Here is a 19535-nt window from a genome sequence, read left to right as displayed (position 1 = left end):
ACCCAGCGCTTTTTTGACCAAACCTTCCGTTCGGATTTGAGATATTTGTTCTTGTTATGTTCTTTTTTGATGCTAATCTCAGGGCATGTCCTCAAAGCCCCTGCCTACCCTGCGCACCGAACGCATCACCGATGAAAACGCCCTGCCCGATCGGGTGCGCAAGGGACGCGGTGCGGTGTCTAACCGCTTGAGCGGCCGTTTCGATGCGCCCGATCGCTACGACACAACCGACGGCTGGGATAGCGAAGATCATCCCGATATCGAGCGCGTGCAGACCATCCTTGGCATAGACGCCGTGCGTAAGATCATCAGCTATAACGACTCGCCGGATGTGGGGTCGAGCCGCTCCATCAATCCGTACAAGGGGTGCGAGCACGGCTGTATCTATTGTTTCGCCCGTCCGACCCACGCCTATCTGGACCTGTCACCGGGACTGGATTTCGAAACCCGTATCTTTCGCAAACCCGACGCCCCCGAACGGCTGCGCGAAGAACTGTCGCACCCCAAATACCGCGCTGCGCCGCTGGCGCTCGGTATCAATACTGACGCCTATCAGCCGATTGAGCGCAGTGAACGTTTGACACGACGGTTGCTGGAGGTGCTGTGGGAGTTTCGCCATCCGGTGCACATCGTCACCAAATCGGCCCTGATCCTGCGCGATCTGGATATTCTGGCCCCTATGGCGGCGGCCAATCTGTTTTCGGCCACCTTGTCGGTAACGACGCTCGACCGCCATATCGCGCGGGTGATGGAACCGCGCGCCGCGACGCCTATGAAGCGCATCGAAACCATCCGCGCGCTCAGCGCCGCCGGCATTCGCGTCAGTGTGCTGGCCGCGCCGCTGATCCCCGGCCTGACCTGTCACGAACTGGAAAACATCCTCAAGGCCGGGGCCGAGGCCGGTGCCATCCGCGGCGGCTATATTCCGGTGCGCCTACCGCACGAGATCAAGCTGCTGTTCGAAGACTGGCTGAGGCTCAACTTTCCTGACCGCGCCGACCGCGTGCTTAATCGTATCCGGGCCCTGCGTGGCGGCAAGCTGAACGATCCGAATTTCAAGACGCGCATGACCGGCACGGGACTGGAGGCCGACCTGCTGAAACAACGCTATGAACTGGCGGTGCGACGGTATGGCCTGGATGCGCCGCGCACACCCCTCGATTCGACGCAGTTTCGTGGCGGTGACCCGCAGATGCGTCTGTTTTAGCTCTTACCCGAACAGCATCCGCGTCGTGTTCTTGGCGATGAGGCGCAATTCGTCGGCCGATGCCCCGGCACGGGCGCGCACCCCCAGATTGGCGGTGATGCCGCCGATCATCTGAGCTAGTACCTTCGGGTCATGATGCGCATCCAGACAGCCATAGGTCTGAGCATCGGTAAAGAAGCGCTCGAAACGCACATCGAACTCTTCGATGGTGTTTTGCAGCATTTCCAGAATCGACTCGTGCTGCGGCGCTTCGTTGAGCGCCGTGCACATGAAGGCACAGCCCAGCGGGTGTTCGCTCTGACCGGTATAGGTGCCGATCATGATATCGAAATAGCGCCCGACAATGGTGCTTAGGCTATCGCCCTGCCCGTTGCAGCTTAGCACCGTATCCAGTTGCTCGCTGATACGCTGACGATAACTTTGCATGGATTTGAGATAGAGCGCTTCCTTATCCCCAAAGCCAGCATAGAGGCTGGGGCGGTTGACGCCCGTCGCTTCTACCAGATCGTCGAGAGAGGTCGCGGCAAAGCCTTTTTGCCAGAACACATGCAAGGCCTTTTTCAGCACCAGATCGGGGTCATAGGCACGCGGACGCCCACGCGGACGCTTACAGCAGGCGCTCGCCTCCAGCGCCTGATCGCCACAGACTTCGGGCAGAGCCAGCGCCACAGCGTCGGCCTCTAAGGCCTCGCTCTTATGGATCAGCGTCTCGTAAGGCTGGTGCACCATGGCAACACGATTACTCCTTTTACTGCCCCCTATGTAGCGTGTCCGCTCCCCTGCTGCCAGTCCCCGACACGCAGATGTCATATCTGCCGTCTTGTCCTGAAGATTTCGCCTCCCTTACGCGACTGCTGACAAATTTTTGTACCAATTCGCACAAAAATTTGCCCAAGCCTCTATTAATTTGCGAAACAGTACATAAATGGATGTCTGCGGCTCCGGTTCAAGGGCTGTTCCCGGCGCCGCTTCCCTTTCTTTTCCCTTTCTCCCCAAAGGTGACCCGCATGTTGACCCCGTCCGATCTTTACCGGCGCGCGCCGCGTCAGGCGCTCCTGACCGCCGCTGCTATCGCCACCCTGAGCGTGGGGGCCTTCGGTATCTACGCCCTGACCTCCAAAGCAGACGCTCAGGCCACCGCCGCCGCCCCGCAGGCTATTCCCGTCAAGGTGGCACTCATCGAAGAACAGACCGTCAGCGGCTGGGTCTCCTTCTCCGGTCGTCTGGAAGCGGTGGAGCGCGTTGAAATCCGCTCGCGCGTCTCCGGTGCCGTGAAGGCCATCCATTTCCGCGAAGGCGCCTTCGTTCGGGAAGGCCAGCTTCTGGTGACCATCGACCCGGCACCCTACGCCGCTGAGGTTGCGCGCGCCCGCGCACAGGTGCAGGCCGCTGAAGCGCGCCTCACGCTGGCACGCTCGGAAAACAGCCGTGCCGAACGCCTGCTGACGGAACGTGCCATCTCACAATCCGAGGCCGAAACCCGCATCAATGCCCTGCGCAGCGCCGAAGCCGACCTCGCCGCCGCGCAGGCCGTGCTGCAATCGGCCAATCTCAACCTCTCCTATACGCAGGTCCGTGCGCCGGTTTCGGGTCGCGTGGGTAAGATCGAAATCACGCAGGGCAATCTGGTCGCCTCCGGCCCCGGTTCGGCCGTGCTGACGACCCTGGTGTCGGTCTCGCCCATCTATGCCAGCTTCGATGCCAATGAAGAGGTGATCAACCGCACGCTGGCCGATCTCAACGGGGCGGAATTTGGCAAGGTGCCGGTGAAGCTGGAACTGGATAACGGTTCCGAACCGCTGAGCGGGCACCTGCAACTGATCGACAATCAGTTCGACAGCCAGTCCGGCACCGTGCGTGCCCGCGCCGTCTTCGCCAATACCGACGGCAAGCTGATCCCCGGTCAGTTTGTGCGCGTCAAGCTGGGGGAGGCCACGGCCAAGCCGGCCATACTGATCAACGAAGTGGCCATCGGCACCGATCAGTCCAAGCGCTTCGTCTATGTGGTGGGCAAGGGCAATGCGGTCGAATACCGCGAAGTCCAGTTGGGTGGCACGATCGACGGTCAGAAGGTGGTCACAGCGGGGCTGAAACCCGGTGATCGCGTGGTGATGTCGGGGCTTCAGGCCCTGCGGCCGGGTACGGTCGTCGCGCCGCAACTGATCGCCGCCCGTCCGGTCATCGACGCCACGCCCAAGCCGAACGCGTAAAAATCTCCTCCCTGTCGCGCAGCGATGGGGGGATACCGCCCAAAGCCTGATTTCGCTGAAACCTTTGGCGTAATCCCCTCCGTCTTTTGCCGCTTCGCGTCAAAATCCACCTCCCCATGCCTGCGGCACAGGGAGGAGGGCGTGCCTGCGCCGCAATCTTTTCCCGTCCGCCCATAAGGGGGCACTTATGAACCTCTCAAAATTCTTCATCGACAGGCCGATCTTCGCCGGTGTGCTGTCGCTGCTTATCGTGGTGTTCGGGCTCCTCAGCCTGCGTACCCTGCCTGTCTCCGAATACCCGGAAGTCGTGCCGCCGCAGGTGGTGGTGCGTGCCGTCTATCCGGGGGCAAGCCCCGCCGTCATCGCTGAAACCGTCGCCACCCCCATCGAAGAAGCCCTCACCGGCACCGAAGACATGATCTACATGTCCTCGGCCTCGACCTCCGACGGGCAGATGACCCTGACCCTCACCTTCAAGCTGGGCACCAATCCCGACCTGGCGCAGCAGATGGTGCAAAACCGGGTGTCTCAGGCCGAGGCCCGCCTGCCCGCAGACGTGCGGGCGCTGGGCGTCACCACGCAAAAAAGCCAGTCCTCCCTGCCGCTGGTCGTGCACCTTGTCTCGCCCAATGGCCGCTATGACGAAAACTATCTGCGCAACTACGCCCTGATCCACGTCAAGGACCGTCTGCAAAAGATCGAAGGCGTCGCCCCCATCCAGATGTTCGGCGGCGGCGAATATTCCATGCGGATCTGGCTTGACCCGCAAAAGGTCGCTGAACGCGGTCTGTCGGCGTCGGACGTCGCCAATGCCGTGCGCGGCGAAAACGTACAGGCCGCCGCCGGTATCGTCGGAGCCTCGCCCGGACAACCCGACATCACGCTTCAGATGTCGGTCAATGCGCAGGGTCGCCTGAAAACCGAAGAGGACTTCCGCAACATCATTGTCCGCTCCGATAACGGCGCCGTCACCTATCTGGGCGACGTGGCCCGCGTTGAACTGGGGGCCGCTGACTATTCGCTACGCTCGTTGCTGAACAATCAGAAGGCCGTCGGCATCCCCATCTTTGAACAGGCCGGGGCCAATTCGCTGAAGGTGTCTGCCGACGTCAAAAAGGCGATGGCCGAGCTTCAGAAGACCATGCCCGAAGGCGTAGAATACCGCATCGCCTACGACACCACGGAATATGTGCAGGAATCCATCGACTCGGTGATCCACACCCTGCTCGAAGCCATCCTGCTGGTGGTGATCGTCGTCATCGTCTTCCTTCAGACCTGGCGCGCCTCGATCATCCCGCTGCTGGCCGTGCCCGTATCCGTCATCGGCACCTTCGCCGTCATGCACGCCTTCGGCTTCTCGATCAACGCCCTGACCCTGTTCGGCCTCGTTCTGGCCATCGGTATCGTCGTCGATGACGCGATCGTCGTCGTCGAAAACGTCGAGCGCAATATCGAAGCCGGCAAATCGCCCAAGGAAGCCACTTATCAGGCCATGCGCGAAGTCTCCGGCCCGATCATCGCCATCGCACTGGTGCTGGTCGCGGTCTTCGTGCCGCTGGCCTTCATCACCGGCCTGTCGGGTCAGTTCTACCGTCAGTTCTCGCTGACCATCGCCATCTCAACCGTCATCTCGGCCATCAACTCCCTCACCCTGTCCCCGGCTCTGGCGGCGCTCCTGCTCAAGGACCACCACGCCAAGAAGGACGCGCTGACTCGCTTCATGGACCACTGGCTGGGCGGCTTCTTCCGCCTTTTCAACCGCTTCTTCCACCGGTCGTCGGAAAACTACGGCAGGGGTCTGGGCGGCATCATTTCGCGCAAGGCCCTGATGCTGGGCGTCTACGCGGTGCTGGTGCTCGCCACCACGTTCATGTTCAGGACCGTCCCCACCGGCTTTATCCCGGCGCAGGACAAGCAGTATCTGGTCGGCATGGTGCAGCTTCCCGACGGCGCAACGCTCGACCGCACCGAAACCGCCGCGCGCGCCATGACCGATATCGCCATGAAGCAGGACGGCGTAAAGGACGCGCTCGCCTTCCCCGGCCTGTCGATCAACGGTTTTACCCTCGCCTCCAACTCGGCGGTGGTGTTTCTGGCGCTCGACTCGTTTGAGGAACGCGGCAAAAACCACCTCGATGCCGGCACCATTGCCGGTGCGCTGAACCAGAAGTTTCTGGGCATTGGCGACGCCTATGTCGTCGTCTTCCCGCCGCCGCCGATCCTCGGCCTCGGCACCACGGGCGGCTTCAAGCTTCAGCTTCAGGATCGCGGCGCGCTTGGGCCCGAAGCGCTTGATCAGGCCACCAAGGCCTTCGTCGCCAAGGCCTATCAGACCAAGGAACTGGTCGGCGTCTTCTCCAACTATCAAATCAATGTGCCGCAGGTCTATGCCGACATTGATCGCGTCAAGGCCCGTCAGCTCGGCGTCAATGTGCAGGATGTCTTCGACACCATGCAGATCTATCTCGGCTCAATGTACGTCAATGACTTCAACAAGTTCGGCCGCACCTATTCCGTCCGTCTTCAGGCCGATGCGCCCTATCGCGCCCGCCCGGAAGACATCGGTCAGCTCAAGGTGCGCGCCAGCAGCGGCGAAATGATCCCCCTTTCGGCGCTTCTGAAAGTCGAACCGTCCTTCGGGCCGGTCAACGCCACCCGTTACAACGGTTATCTGGCCGCCGACATCAATGGTGGGCCCGCCCCCGGCTTCTCGTCCGGTCAGGCCGAAGCCGCCGCCGCCAAAATCGCCGCCGAAGTCCTGCCACCGGGGATCGAGTACGAATGGACCGACCTGACCTATCAACAGATTCTGGCGGGCGACTCCTCGGCCATCATCTTCCCGCTGGTCATCCTGCTCGTCTTCCTTGTGCTGGCGGCGCAGTACGAAAGTCTGGTCCTGCCGCTATCGATCCTGCTGATCGTCCCCATGGGTCTGCTGGCGGCCATCACCGGCGTGTGGATTTCGGGCGGCGACAATAACATCTTCACCCAGATCGGCCTGTTCGTTCTGGTGGGGCTGTCGGCCAAGAACGCCATCCTGATCGTGGAATTTGCCCGCGAGCTGGAACTGGCCGGACACAAGCCGCTACAGGCCGCCATTGAGGCCAGCCGCCTGCGTCTGCGCCCGATCCTGATGACCTCGATCGCCTTCATCATGGGCGTCCTGCCTCTGGTGCTGGCGCACGGAGCCGGTTCGGAAATGCGTCACGCCATGGGTGTGGCTGTCTTTGCCGGCATGATCGGGGCCACCGTTTTCGGCCTGTTCCTGACGCCCGTCTTCTACGTCACCCTGCGCGCCCTGACCGGCAATCGCCCGCTCAAGGCCCATACCCACCCCGATGAGTCCGGCCACGAAGGGATCGACCCCGCGCCGAGCACCGCCACGCTGAACTCACATCCGGAGGCACATTAATGTCCCCATTTTTATCGCTCAAACGCCGCGGGGCTCCTCGCCCATCGAAGCGTGCTAACGCTTCGCTCTCTGAGCACAAAGCCTCGGGCGGCCAGTCGGCCTTGCCAAAGCGTGACTGGTCACGCTTTGGAGTCATCCCTCTTACCTTTGCTGCCCTTCTCCTGACGGGTTGCGCTACCGCCCCCCTGACGCAGGACGCGGGCCTCACCCCGCCCGCGGCCTTCAAGGCCCCGGCCACAACCGAGACCACTGCGCCGCCTCTGGCCCAGACGGCCGACGCCTTCTGGCTGATCTTCGGTGACCCGGTGCTCGACGATCTCGAAGCGCGTGCCATGACCCGCAATACGGACGTGGCCATCGCCGCCGCCCGCGTGCAGCAGGCCCGCGCCCTGATCCGTCAGGCCCGTGCCGTGCAGTTGCCGCAGGTCAGCGCCGGGCTGCAATCCTCGCGCGCCTCGCAAACAGGACAGTCGCCCAAGGCCTCGACCCTGCACGCGGCCGGTCTAGACCTCGGCTATGAGGTCGATCTGACGGGTCGTCTGTCGAAGGCAACGCAGGCGGCAACGCTCGACGCCTCTGCCGCCGAGGACACTGCGAAATGGGCGCAACTGCTGGTTCAAGGCGCGGTGGCCGAAACCTATTTCGCCCTGCGCGCCCTCGATGAGGACCGCGCCATCGTGGCCGAAACTCTGGAGACCTATCAGGGCACGCTTAGCGTCACGCAAAACCGTTATGCGGCCGGTGATGTCGCCGAACTGGACGTGGTGCGTCTGCAAACCGAGGTCGCGACGACGGCAGCCGAGCTAAAGGCGCTAAATCGTCAGCGGGCGCGGGTCGAAAACGCCCTGAGTCTGCTGGTTGGCGACCTGCCTTCGACCTTCCGCGTCGAGGCCAAGTCGTGGGAGGCACAGCCCTGGGCCGGGGCCGTGTCGCTGATCCCGGCGGGGCTGCCGTCCGAGCTTCTGACGCGCCGCCCGGACGTCACCGCCGCCGAAAAGGCCATGCAGGCCGCCCAGAAGCGCGTCGGCATCGCCAGGGCGGCGTGGTTCCCGCGCCTCAGCCTGACCGCCTCTGCCGGGGGCGCGTCGAACGAGCTGTCGGACATCTTCTCCGAAGGGGCACGCAACTGGTCGCTCACCGCCATTGTGGCGCAGGCGATTTTCGACGGCGGCCAGCGCAAGGCCGGCGTTGAGCTGGCGCAGGGTGATCTGGCCATTGCCTTTGCGCAGTATCGTCAGTCGGTTCTGGTGGCCTTTGGCGACGTCGAAAACGCCCTGTCGGACATAGACGGCCTGACCGGCGAAGCCGAGACCCAAGCCACGGCTCTGGCGGCGGCGCGCCGGGCGCTCGACCTGTCGCAGGCGCGCTACAGGCACGGCTATGTGTCGCAGCTTGAGGTGCTGGATGCCCAGCGCTCCTATCTGCGCATCCGTCGTCAGGATCTTCAGGTGCGCGCCCAGCAATATCAGGCAACCGTGCGCCTGATCCGGGCTTTGGGCGGCGACTGGACCGTATAAGCCGGGGTAAGCTGGGCTATTCCTGACTGTAACGCCTGCCAACCCGCTCGGCAGGCGTTTTTTATGCGCGATAACGCTTGGAATTGAACGCATTTACTCTATAAGTCGGACAAATAACGAAAGGGAAACGTCGATGAAAACGCGCCTCAGTCTTGCCCTCATGGCCCTGTCGCTGGCGGGCTGCGCCGCCCTGCCCCACACTGAGGCGTCGTCCATTGCGCCAAAGCCCCTGTACCGCGATCCGGTCTATGACGGGGCAGCGGATGTGTCGATCATCTACGACCGCGCGGCCAGGGACTGGAAGATGTTCTACACCAACCGCCGCGCCACGCTGAAAACGCCCGATGGCGACGTATCGTGGGTGCATGGCACGCCCATCGGGGTAGCGACCTCGAAAGACGGCGTGAACTGGGCCTATCAGGGCAAGGCCGATATCCCGCTGGCGTGCACGGGCGAAACCCTGTGGGCCCCGGAAGTCTATGCCGATAACGGCACCTATCATATGTGGCTGACGGTCGTGCCGGGCGTTTTCAAGGACTGGAAGGCCGGGCGCTTCATCGTCCACCTGACCAGCCCGGACCTGAAAAACTGGACCTGCGGTGAGCGACTGGAACTGGGGACCGACCGCGCGATTGACGCCAGCGTCATCCAGAAAGACGGCCTTTATCGCCTGTGGTTCAAGGACGAGCGCAAGGGCAGCCGCCTGTTCGTGCTGGAAAGCCCGGACCTCAAATCATGGGTGCGTCAGCCCGATCCGGTCATCGACACCAATGCCGAAGGACCGAAGGTGTTTCAGTTCGGCGGCCATTACTGGCTGATCGCCGATGTGTGGAAGGGGCTGATGGTTCTGCGATCCGATGATCTGAAGACCTGGACGCCACAACCCAACCGCCTGCTGGAACAGCCGGGCACGCAGGCGACCGATAACGACAAGGGCCAGCATCCCGATGTGCTGGTCAATAAGGGCCGCGCCCTGATCTATTACTTCGTACACCAGTATAAGGCACCGGAAGCGGCGACCGACCCCAAATACGGTCAGCGCACCGTCATTCAGGTCGCCGAACTGAAGATCGGCCCCGATGGCTGGCTGACGGTCGATCGCAATGCGCCGGTCGATGCGCGGCTGACGCCGCCGAAATAGTCAGACCGCCCGCGCCAGTACGTTGCGGATCGAAAAGCTGGAATGGATACGCTGCACACCGGGGAGCTTTGACAGCACCTCGGTGTGGATGCGCTCGAATTCGCGGGCGTCGGCAATATCAACGCGCAGCACATAGTCGGCATCCCCGGTCATCAGCAGGCACTCGCGGATTTCCGGATAGCGGCGCACCGCTGCCTCAAAGCGCCTGAGCGTCCCCTCGCTCTGCCGTTCCAGCGAGATGCGGATAATAACGGCGATGGGCTCGCCTTCGACCTCTTCGCCGATCAGGGCGGTATAGCCGCGGATGACACCACTCTTTTCCAGCAATTGAATCCGCCGCAGGCAGGCCGAAGGCGACAGACCTACCTCGGCGGCCAGTCGGGCATTGCTCATCCGCGCATTGAGCCGGAGAAGCCGGATCAGGCTGCGGTCCACCGCATCGAGAGGGCGCATGACAGATTCTTTCGAAAAGCGAGCAATTATTGCGACATATGACACATATATGAACTAATCACGTCAAATAGCACGAACATTCGACGATCCTTGCGTTAATCTTCTCGTTATTAGCGGAGGGATGGCGGCATGGATCAGGTTCTGGCGAATGAGGCTTTGGCAAACGGCGCAGGCGGCATTCTGCGTGTCCATCTCGGCGCTCTGAAAGCCAACTATCTCAAACTGTGTCAGTTGGCGGCGCCGACCCCGGTCAGTGCCGTGGTCAAGGCCGATGCCTATGGTCTGGGCGTCACTGCGGTGACAGACACCCTTTACGCCGCCGGTTGCCGCCATTTCTTCGTGGCCCTGACGCGCGAAGCGCTCGAACTCCGCCCGCATCTGCCCTCCGATGCCGCGCTCTATGTGCTGAACGGGTTGACGCCGGGCAGCGAAGCCCGCGCCGCCGCAGCCGGGCTGATCCCTGTACTCAACTGCCCCGAACAGCTCGACGCCTGGGGCGATGTGGCGCGCCAGACGGGTCAGACCCTGCCCGCCCTGTTGCAGGTTGATACCGGCATGTCGCGTCTGGGTTTTATGCCCGAAGACCTTAAGGCGCTGGCCCACACGCCTGAGCGTCTTGAGGGCGTGCGCATTGACTATCTGATGAGCCATCTGGCCTGCGCCGATGAGCCTGCCAGTCCGGCCAATGGCCAGCAACTGGAAGCCTTTGAGTTAGCCTCGCGCCTGTTTCCCGATACGCCTTTGTGCTTTGCCAATTCCGGCGGGCTGTTTCTGGGGGCGGAATACCACGCCGATCTGTGTCGTCCCGGCATTGCCCTGTACGGGGCCGCGCCGCACCTTGAGCGGCCCAATCCGATGCAGCCGGTCATTGCGCTCGATCTGGCCGTCATCCAGACACGCAGCGTCCCCGCCGGGACGCGCATCGGCTATGGCGGCACGGTGGTGACCGACGCGCCCAAACGTCTGGCCACCCTGTCGGCGGGCTATGCCGACGGCCTGCCGCGCCGGTTGGGCGATCAGGGCGCGGTCTATTTCAAGGGCGTGCGTTTACCCTTTATCGGCCGCGTGTCGATGGACTCGATCATTATCGACATTGATGCCCTGCCCGAAGGCGCGCTGAAGGCCAGCGATTTTGTCGAACTGATCGGTCCACATCAGTCGCTGGACGATGTGGCAGCCGCCGCCGGCACCATCGCCTACGAAATCCTGACCCAGTTGGGTCCGCGGTATCACCGTCACCTCATCGCAGCGGAGGGCTGAGGCATGAAGATCGTCGTTCTGGGGGCCGGAGTCATCGGCGTCACTTCGGCCTGGTATCTGCGTCAGGCCGGGCATGAGGTCACGGTCATCGACCGTCAGCCCGGCCCGGCGCTGGAAACCTCGTTTGCCAATGCCGGAGAAATTTCGCCCGGCTATTCTTCGCCGTGGGCGGCACCCGGCATCCCGCAAAAGGCGCTGCGCTGGCTGTTCATGAACCACGCGCCGCTGATCATCCGCCCCAATCTCGACCCGAAGGCCGTGCGCTGGATGTGGCAGATGCTGATGAACTGCAATAGCGCGAGTTACAAGCGCAACAAGGGCCGCATGGTGCGCGTCGCCGAATACAGCCGCGACTGCCTGATGGCGCTGCGGCAAGACATCGGCATCCGCTATGACGAACGCACGCAAGGCACACTGGAAGTCTTTCGCACGCAAAAGCAGATCGACGGCCTCGCCAAGGATATTCAGGTGCTGAAAGACGGCGGCGTGCCGTTTGAACTGCTCGATACCGACGGCTGTGTCGCCGCCGAACCAGGGCTCGCGGCCTCACGTCACAAGATCGTCGGTGGCTTACGTCTGCCCAATGACGAAACCGGCGATTGTTTCAAATTTACCAATGCCTTGTCTGAAAAAGCTGAGGCAGCGGGTGTGGTGTTCCGCTACGGTGTTGATCTGCGCGGGCTGGTCCGCGACGGCGAACGTATCAAGGCGGTGCAGACCGCCGAAGGCGATATCGAAGCCGATCTGTTTGTGGCGGCCTTGGGTAGCTATACGCCCGCCTTCCTGCAACCGCTGAGTCTGGACGTGCCGGTTTATCCAGTCAAGGGCTATTCCCTGACCCTGTCCATCATTGATGAACACCGCGCCCCTGTGTCCACCGTAATGGATGAAGCGCACAAGGTGGCCATCACGCGCTTGGGCACGCGCATCCGCGTCGGCGGCATGGCTGAGATTGCCGGTTTTTCAAAAGATCTGCCCGAAGCGCGTCTCAACACGCTGAAATACGTCGTCGAAGACCTGTTTGGCGGCGCGGGCGACCTCAATCACCCGAACCTGTGGTCGGGCCTGCGCCCGATGACACCGGACGGCACGCCGATCATCGGCCCGACGCGCTATGGCAATCTGTGGCTCAATACCGGGCATGGCACCTTGGGCTGGACCATGTCCTGCGGTTCGGGCAAGGTGCTGGCGGACCTGATCAGCGGTCAGACCCCGGACATTGAAACGCATGATCTGAGCCTTGAGCGTTACGCCGCCTGAGACCCCCTAAGCAGGTGCGGTTAAATTCGCTGTTACGGTATAACTCGGATTGCCAAGCTCAAATTATACGGTATACATTTTGACATCGCCACGCCTCACAGAGTGATCTCATGAAAGCCCTTCTGCGCGCCACCGCCCTGTCTGTCATTCTCGCCACCTCCGCCCTGCCCGTCTGCGCCGAGGTAGACCCGGCGGTTCAGGCGAAGTTCGAGACCATCTATAAAACGGAATGGGAATGGCGCGGCAAGCAGTCGGCGGCCAATGAAGACACGCCCGCTGATCAGCGGGCTGGCGGCCTGCCCGACGTCTCAAAGGCGGCTCAGGACAAAAAACTGGCCTACTGGCAGACTGTGCTTAAGCAACTGGATGCCATCGACATCAGCAAGTTGTCGGAAAAGGACGCTGACAATTATCGCGTCTATCGCTTTCAGATCGAGACCCTGATCAATGCTCAGGTGTACAAGCTCTATGAGCGCCCGGTGGCCGGTGATACCTCCTTCTGGTCTGATCTGGGTTATATTGCGAGCGGCACCTTCCGCAGCGAGGCGGATTATCGCAACTATATCAAGACGCTGGGCGACATGCCGCGCTATTTCGGTCAGAATATCGACAATATGCGCTCTGGCCTCAAGCGGGGTTTCACCCTGCCGCGCGTCTCGCTGCAAGGCCGCGATGTCTCGCTGACGCAGGTAATCGAGGCCAAAGGTGAAGCCAACCCCTTCTATAAGCCGTTCAAGCACTTCCCGGCGACTATTCCTGCCGACAAACAGGCCGAACTGAAAAAACTCGGCCTTGAGGCCATCCAGAAAAGCGTCATTCCGGCGCACCAGAGCGTGCTGACCTTCCTCAATGGCGAATATACGCCCAAGGCGACGACCTCCATCGCCGCTATCGATCTGCCGGATGGCCGCAACTTCTATCAGGCGCAGATCTACGAATACACCACCCTCACCCTGACGCCGGACCAGATTCATCAGATCGGCCTCGATGAGGTCGCCAAGATTCGCGGCGAAATGGACTCCGTGATGAAAGAGGTTGGGTTCAAGGGGGATCTCAAGGCCTTCCTGACCTTCCTGCGCACCGATCCGCAATTCTATGCCAAGACGCCGCAGGAACTGCTCGACCGTTCGGCCTGGGCTGCCAAGATGTTCGACGGCAAGGCCGGTGACTATTTCGGTCGTCTGCCGCGGATGCGCTTTGCCATCATCCCCGTGGCGCCGGAAATCGCCCCCTTCTACACCAGCGGACGCGGTGGACCCGGCGGCTACTGGGTCAATACCTATAATCTGCCGTCGCGCCCGCTCTATTCGGTCATGGCGCTGACGCTACACGAATCGGCGCCGGGTCATGCCTTCCAGATGCCGCTGGCCATGGAAAACAAGGGCCTGCCGCCCTTCCGTCAAAGCGGCTACATCTCGGCCTATGGCGAAGGCTGGGCGCTCTATTCCGAGCGACTGGGCGTCGAGATGGGCATGTATCAGACGCCCTATGAGCGCTTTGGTATGCTGAGCTATCAGATGTGGCGTGCGGCGCGTCTGGTGGTCGATACCGGCATGCACGCCAAGGGCTGGACGCGCGATCAGGCGCTCGATTTCCTGCGTGAAAACACCGCCCTGTCGGAGCATGAAATCACCACCGAGGTGGATCGCTATATCGCCTGGCCGGGTCAGGCGCTCAGCTACTATCTGGGCGAAATGGCCATCTGGAAGGCCCGCGCCAAGGCCGAAGCGGCGCTTGGTGAGAAGTTCGATATCCGCGCCTTCCACGACACGGTTCTGGAGCTGGGCTCCGTGCCCCTGCCGGTAATGGAACAGGCCGTGGACCGCTTTATCGCGCGCGGCGGCACCAGTCCGTATAAGGACGAATAATCAATCTGAGTACGGATTAATTATTTAGCCATCCTTGGCCACGCCTTCGATCAGCGGCACAAAGCGCACCTCACCGAGGTCTTCCACCTCATAGGCTTCGGGGGTGCGAGTGTAGCGCAGCAGGCGCTGAACCGACCCGCGCCCCTGGGGTGCAACCATAATCCCCTTGACCTTGAGTTGCGCCAGAAGGGGTAACGGTTCGTCGGGGAGCGCCGCCGTGACAAGGATGCGGTCAAACGGCGCCTGCTCCGGCCAGCCGTCCCAGCCATCGGCAAAGCGATAGATGATGTTCTCCATCATCAGCCGCTTATGCCGTATCTCAGCCTCCAGCATCAGGGAGCGATAACGCTCGATCGTATAGACGTAGCGGCACAGGCGCGACAGGATGGCCGTCTGGTAGCCGGACCCCGTGCCGATCTCCAGCACACGATGGCGACCTTCCAGCTTGAGGGCCTGCGTCATCAGGGCGACGATATAGGGCTGCGAAATGGTCTGGCCTGCGGCGATGGGGATGGCCGAATCCTCCCACGAGCGGTCAAGGAACAGTTCCGGCACGAACAGGTCACGCGGCGTATATTCCATAGCGTGCAGCAGCTTTTCGTCCTGAATACCCTGCGCCTTCAGGCTGGCCAGCAGGCGCTCGATGCGGGTTTCCGGCAGGGGGGCCTCGCTCATCGACCGGTCTCCTTGTGGTCGGGGGTACGGATACGCTTCGGGGCCGCGCCACCGAAAACGCCCTTATAGGCGTGCAGCGTCTCGTAATGTGTCAGATCAAGATGCAGCGGCGTCACCGAAATTCGGTTTTCAGCGACGGCCTTGAGGTCAGTGCCATCGACCAGCTCACAATCATGACCGTGGAAATCGAGCCAGTAATAAGGCCGGCCGCGCGGATCGACACGCTTGACGGCGTGCAGATCATGCAGGTCGCGGAAGCCCTGCCGCGTCATTTCCACGCCCGTCACCGCCTCATCATCGCAGTCGGGGAAATTGATATTGAAAATGAGGTTGTTCGCCCAACCCTTTGCTAAAAGGGATGAAATCACCGGCGCACCATAGGCCCTCGCCGCTTCCCACTGCGCTTCGACGTCCAGATCGAAGTCCAGACACTGCGATAAGGCAACCGACGGGATGCCCAGCGTCATCCCCTGCAAGGCCCCGGCCACCGTGCCAGACAGGGTCACATCCTGAGCGAGGTTAAAGCCGCGATTAACCCCCGACAGCACCAGATCGGGAGGTTCGGGCAGCAGGTCGTTGACGGCAATCTGCACGCAGTCGGTGGGCGTGCCGGTCACCGCAAAGGTGCGCTCATCCAGACGGTGCGCGCGCAACGGGTCGTGCAGGGTGATTCCCCGTCCCTTGCCTGACTGCTCATACAGCGGCGCACACACCCAGACGTCATCGGACAGTTGCGCCGCAATCTCACGCAGCACCGTCATGCCATACGCTTCGACGCCGTCGTCATTGGTCAGGAGGATACGCATGGGACTCACCTTTCGCCCTCCGTACTAGAGCGCTCTTGGCGAACGCACAAGACATCCCCGTCAGGCGTGGCGCAAAACCGTCGTCAGGACCGATGATCCACAGACGACACGCTTCGGCAAAATCCCCAGGCACGCGAGTCGCATATCAAGATTCTCCAATTTGACGAAAAATATGGTTAACGTGCGGACGTGCGGTTATGGGCAACCGGCGTCGCGCTGGCCGATTGTGCCGCGCACCACTCAGTGAATGCCTTCATTTCAGCCTTACATTTCCTGATTTTCAGACATTTTCAAAACACAGCCACCTGTCGTATACTTTAAAGGCCATAGCCATGTCGGAATATATTGGGTGGACGGATTACGCCGACGTGGCAGATACCCCCGCCGCCCTACCCACCTCTCTTCTGCGCCGCCGCTCCGATCCCGAAGCGCTGGTCCTGCATCGGAAGCTTCAGAGCTGCCGGGTGGCGGATAGCCCCTATAAACGCTTGCTGGATATCGGGGTTGCGTTTCTGCTGCTGCTGTTCCTGCTGCCCGCCTTATTGATCCTCAGCCTGCTGATCAGGCTCGATTCCGCTGGTCCGGTTCTGTTCTGCCAACGCCGTACGGGCCTGAACGGGCGCGTGTTTAAAATCTACAAGTTCCGCACCATGCGGGTCGCAGAGGATGGCGCGCACGTGGTTCAGGCACAGCGCAATGATGCCCGCGTCACGCGCCTCGGCCGGTTCCTTCGGCGGACCAGCCTCGACGAACTGCCGCAACTCGTGAATGTGCTTAAGGGCGATATGTCTCTGGTCGGGCCCCGCCCGCACGCCATCGCGCACGACAAGGCGTTTGCTTCACACGTCCCCGGCTACAACGCCCGCTTTCGCGCGCGACCGGGCCTGACCGGGTTGGCGGCTATTCGTGGCTATCGCGGAGAAATCCACACACCCGCCTGCATCGAAAACCGCGTGAAGGCGGATAATGAATATATCCAGTCTTGGTCGATCCGCGACGATTTCGTCATCCTCATGCGGACGGCACTGATAATCAGTCGCGATAAAAATGCCTATTGATCGGCGGCTTACGCCCATAGGCTGACATAAATGCCCGATATTTGCCGCTCAGATGCACGGAATGACCGCGCGGGCTTGCAGCTTTGACAGTGATCGGTCAGTAGGATGACGAACACCGATCTTCAGAATCAAACGCCAGGTCCGCCTGTCGGCGATTCCAGATTAACGTCTTTGATGTATCCCGGACGCGATGCCACCTCGGCGTCTGGGTGAGAGTGATAATATGAGAGTCTTCATTACCGGCACCGCAGGCTTTATCGGCTTCCACCTGGCGCAGCGCCTGCTGACTGAGGGCCATACGGTTCACGGCTATGACGGCATGACCGAGTATTACGATGTGCGCTTGAAGCGCGCGCGCGTGGAACGGCTGAAGCGTGAGTCTCTCTACACGCACACAGAGGCCATGCTGGAAAACATGGACGCGCTGATGGCGGCGGCTGAGGCTTGTCAGCCGGAGATCATTATCCACCTCGCCGCGCAGGCGGGTGTGCGCTATTCGCTTGAGCAGCCGCGTACCTACATCAATACCAATGTGATCGGCTCTTTCAATATCCTCGAAGTCGCCAGGCTCTTGAAGCCACAGCACCTGCTGCTCGCCTCGACCTCCTCCGTATATGGCGCCAATGAGAAGGTGCCGTTCGAGGAAGTGGACAAGACGGATGAGCCGATGACCCTCTATGCCGCGACCAAAAAGTCTATGGAGGTGATGGCCCATTCCTATGCGCATCTGTGGAAGATACCGACAACAGCCTTCCGCTTCTTCACCGTCTATGGCCCCTACGGCCGTCCCGATATGGCGCTGTTTAAATTCGTGAATGCCGCCGACAGGAATGAAGCCATCGACGTGTACGGCATGGGGCAACACGCGCGCGACTTTACCTATATCGACGATCTGGTCGAGGCGATTGTCCGGCTGATACCGGTCGCACCTTCCGAAGACAATCGCGTGCCGGACGATCAGGCCCACGACACCCTGTCCAGACTGGGTCCCTTCCGGGTGGTCAATCTGGGTGGCGGCCAGCCGGTGAGCCTGATGTCTTTCATCGACACGATCGAAGAGGCGCTGGAAACCCCGCTAAAGCGTAACATGCTGCCTTTGCAAAAAGGCGATGTGCCGCGCACCTATGCCAGCACCCGCTTGCTTCAGGCCCTGACAGGCTTCCTGCCCCGTATTGGCCTGAAAGACGGTGTAACGCATTTCGTCAACTGGTTCCGCGCCTACAATGTCAAATCCTGAGGCAGACTATACACCCTGCCTTTGGATCAGATCGTAATACCGGATCAGTTCAGACACGGTACGCCCCCCCTCTTGCGCATCAGGCTGGCGCGGTGGCGCTTGACCGTCATCTCGGCAATCGCCAACTCACCAACAAAAACAGATCAATCCTCACCGCACACCTCCTTGCGGTGAGTGAATCAGTCCGGTTAATTCTAGGCAACTCATTAGGTGTTTAGCCCCACGCCGGGCGGTGGCTTTGTCACCTTGGCCGCCGCCTCAATGGCGGCTTAAGCGGACTGATTCCTGTAGAAATCATTCCGCTAAATGAATACTGAGCGCAGGTTCTAGAGCTAAATTATTCAAGAATTGCGCGAAGGGGACGGGCAGGTCTGAGTTGTCTGGCAAGCAGCCGCCGGGATCAAACGGCTTGCGCGCCCCCTGCCCCGGAATACTGCTCAAACGCCATGAGGGCGTCAGCCGCATACATCAGCGACGGCCCACCACCCATATAGATGGCCATGCCGAGCACCTCTTCGACCTCCTGTTTCGTCGCCCCCAGTCGCACCAGTGCCTCAGTATGATAGCCGATGCAGCCGTCGCAGCGCGTGGCAACTCCAATGGCCAGAGCGATAAACTCCTTCATCCTCTTGTCCAGTGCACCGTCTGCCGTCGCTGCCTTGGCGAGCGCCGAAAACCCGCCCATGGTTTCCGGAATGTCTTTGCGCAGAGTCTTGATATTGGCCGACAGGCGCGCGGTGATTTCGGGATAGGACTTGCTCATTTGAAGCACACCCCCGGCTTGGCGCCCAGCGCCTTGAACACCATCGCCGCCGGACAAAAGCCGGTGAAACTGGCCTGTATCATATTGGCCCCGGCAAAGACGGTCAGCCATACCCAGTTCGGGTGAACAAAATGCGCCAGCGCGACGGACACCAGCACGACAGTTCCGGCAAAGGCCAGAACGAGACGATCGAGAGACAAGCGATTTCTCCTTAAGACAGGCCACAACAAATGGACTTGCTTTTAATTGCATATTTTCTTAAATACGCAATATAGAAACTTCAAGCGCTTTTTTCGAGGCCCCCATGTTCGGACTGTTCAAACCGCAAAGCCCCATCACCAACCTGACCCCGGCCGAGGTGCACAAAGGGCTTCAGACGAAGACCGTCTTGCTGATTGATGTGCGCGAGCCTTCGGAATTTAGCGCCGAACACATCAAGGGGGCCATCAACCTGCCGTTGTCGAGCCTGTCGTCCGAGGCGCTTGCGACCGTCACCGCCGGGGCCGGTGAACGTACCGTGGTCATGCAGTGTCTGGCCGGCGGGCGTTCGGCGCAGGGCGTCAAGGCCTGCCGCGGCTTTGGCGCTCAGGTCGATCATCACCTTCAGGGCGGCCTTAATGCGTGGAAGGCCGCAGGCCTGCCCACGGTTCGCTGAGAAAGGCTATGGC

General features: G+C 61.2%; 17 protein-coding genes. 11 read left to right on the top strand and 6 right to left on the bottom strand.

All coding sequences use genetic code 11. From position 1 onward, the window contains the following. Window positions 1-85: 85 nt before the first annotated feature. Window positions 86-1207, top strand: coding sequence for a PA0069 family radical SAM protein (locus EM6_RS03065; RefSeq protein WP_126420253.1), 1122 nt, complete (start codon window positions 86-88; stop codon window positions 1205-1207). Window positions 1208-1210: 3 nt separating this feature from the next. On the opposite strand, the gene EM6_RS03060 is transcribed toward EM6_RS03065, so the two are convergent. Beyond that, on the bottom strand, window positions 1211-1936 hold the full coding sequence (locus tag EM6_RS03060) for a TetR/AcrR family transcriptional regulator (protein WP_126420251.1): 726 nt from the start codon (window positions 1934-1936) through the stop codon (window positions 1211-1213). A 278-nt stretch (window positions 1937-2214) separates the two neighbouring features. Here EM6_RS03060 and EM6_RS03055 point away from each other — a divergent pair, with 278 nt between their 5' ends. The 4 genes from EM6_RS03055 (at window position 2215) to EM6_RS03040 (ending at window position 9487) form a co-directional block, all read left to right on the top strand. Continuing rightward, a complete protein-coding gene (locus tag EM6_RS03055; RefSeq protein WP_126420249.1) occupies window positions 2215-3417 on the top strand; it encodes an efflux RND transporter periplasmic adaptor subunit in 1203 nt (400 codons plus the stop codon). A 187-nt stretch (window positions 3418-3604) separates the two neighbouring features. Next, window positions 3605-6829, top strand: a complete 3225-nt coding sequence (locus EM6_RS03050) for an efflux RND transporter permease subunit (protein ID WP_126420247.1) — start codon at window positions 3605-3607, stop codon at window positions 6827-6829. Then, window positions 6829-8346 carry an efflux transporter outer membrane subunit gene (locus EM6_RS03045; protein ID WP_232037079.1) on the top strand — a complete coding sequence of 506 codons (1518 nt, stop codon included), beginning with the start codon at window positions 6829-6831 and terminating at the stop codon, window positions 8344-8346. The genes EM6_RS03050 and EM6_RS03045 overlap by 1 nt, the downstream gene beginning before the upstream one ends. 133 nt (window positions 8347-8479) lie before the next feature. Then, window positions 8480-9487 carry a family 43 glycosylhydrolase gene (locus EM6_RS03040; RefSeq protein WP_197723585.1) on the top strand — a complete coding sequence of 336 codons (1008 nt, stop codon included), beginning with the start codon at window positions 8480-8482 and terminating at the stop codon, window positions 9485-9487. Here EM6_RS03040 and EM6_RS03035 read toward each other — a convergent pair whose 3' ends face one another. After that, complete coding sequence (locus EM6_RS03035) at window positions 9488-9940, bottom strand: Lrp/AsnC family transcriptional regulator (RefSeq protein ID WP_013478781.1); 453 nt, start codon at window positions 9938-9940, stop codon at window positions 9488-9490. A gap of 129 nt (window positions 9941-10069) precedes the next feature. Here EM6_RS03035 and alr point away from each other — a divergent pair, with 129 nt between their 5' ends. From alr to EM6_RS03020, 3 genes are all read left to right on the top strand, one after another. Continuing rightward, window positions 10070-11200 carry an alanine racemase gene (alr, locus tag EM6_RS03030; protein WP_126420245.1) on the top strand — a complete coding sequence of 377 codons (1131 nt, stop codon included), beginning with the start codon at window positions 10070-10072 and terminating at the stop codon, window positions 11198-11200. A gap of 3 nt (window positions 11201-11203) precedes the next feature. Further along, window positions 11204-12460: a D-amino acid dehydrogenase gene (locus EM6_RS03025; RefSeq protein WP_126420243.1), complete on the top strand. Its 1257-nt coding sequence runs from the start codon at window positions 11204-11206 to the stop codon at window positions 12458-12460. A 110-nt stretch (window positions 12461-12570) separates the two neighbouring features. Next, the gene (locus EM6_RS03020; RefSeq protein WP_126420241.1) at window positions 12571-14328 is read left to right on the top strand and encodes a DUF885 domain-containing protein; all 1758 of its coding nucleotides are present in this window, start codon (window positions 12571-12573) and stop codon (window positions 14326-14328) included. Between the two features lie 24 nt (window positions 14329-14352). Here EM6_RS03020 and EM6_RS03015 read toward each other — a convergent pair whose 3' ends face one another. Together EM6_RS03015 and surE are read right to left on the bottom strand one after the other, a co-directional pair. Next, window positions 14353-15003 (bottom strand): protein-L-isoaspartate(D-aspartate) O-methyltransferase, encoded by a 651-nt coding sequence (locus EM6_RS03015; RefSeq protein ID WP_126420239.1) that lies wholly within the window; start codon window positions 15001-15003, stop codon window positions 14353-14355. Beyond that, window positions 15000-15809 (bottom strand): 5'/3'-nucleotidase SurE, encoded by an 810-nt coding sequence (gene surE / locus EM6_RS03010; protein ID WP_126420237.1) that lies wholly within the window; start codon window positions 15807-15809, stop codon window positions 15000-15002. Before surE ends, EM6_RS03015 begins: the two co-directional genes overlap by 4 nt. A gap of 332 nt (window positions 15810-16141) precedes the next feature. Between surE and EM6_RS03005 the strand changes: the two genes are divergently transcribed. Beyond that, entirely contained in the window at window positions 16142-16867 is a 726-nt protein-coding gene (locus EM6_RS03005) for a sugar transferase (RefSeq protein WP_126420235.1), read from the top strand. Between the two features lie 223 nt (window positions 16868-17090). After that, on the top strand, window positions 17091-18104 hold the full coding sequence (locus tag EM6_RS03000; protein ID WP_126420233.1) for an NAD-dependent epimerase/dehydratase family protein: 1014 nt from the start codon (window positions 17091-17093) through the stop codon (window positions 18102-18104). 400 nt (window positions 18105-18504) lie between these two features. Here the strand turns inward: EM6_RS03000 and EM6_RS02995 are convergent, their stop codons facing one another. After that, entirely contained in the window at window positions 18505-18867 is a 363-nt protein-coding gene (locus EM6_RS02995; RefSeq protein ID WP_126420231.1) for a carboxymuconolactone decarboxylase family protein, read from the bottom strand. Beyond that, window positions 18864-19067, bottom strand: coding sequence for a YgaP family membrane protein (locus EM6_RS02990; RefSeq protein WP_126420229.1), 204 nt, complete (start codon window positions 19065-19067; stop codon window positions 18864-18866). The genes EM6_RS02995 and EM6_RS02990 overlap by 4 nt, the downstream gene beginning before the upstream one ends. Window positions 19068-19171: 104 nt before the next feature. Here EM6_RS02990 and EM6_RS02985 point away from each other — a divergent pair, with 104 nt between their 5' ends. Continuing rightward, window positions 19172-19522: a rhodanese-like domain-containing protein gene (locus EM6_RS02985; protein WP_126420227.1), complete on the top strand. Its 351-nt coding sequence runs from the start codon at window positions 19172-19174 to the stop codon at window positions 19520-19522. Window positions 19523-19535: the final 13 nt, after the last annotated feature.

The organism is Asticcacaulis excentricus, from assembly GCF_003966695.1.
Taxonomy (GTDB): Bacteria; Pseudomonadota; Alphaproteobacteria; order Caulobacterales; family Caulobacteraceae; genus Asticcacaulis; species Asticcacaulis excentricus_A.
Note: the sequence above shows the minus strand (reverse complement) of the source record. Positions and strands in the feature narration are given on the sequence as shown.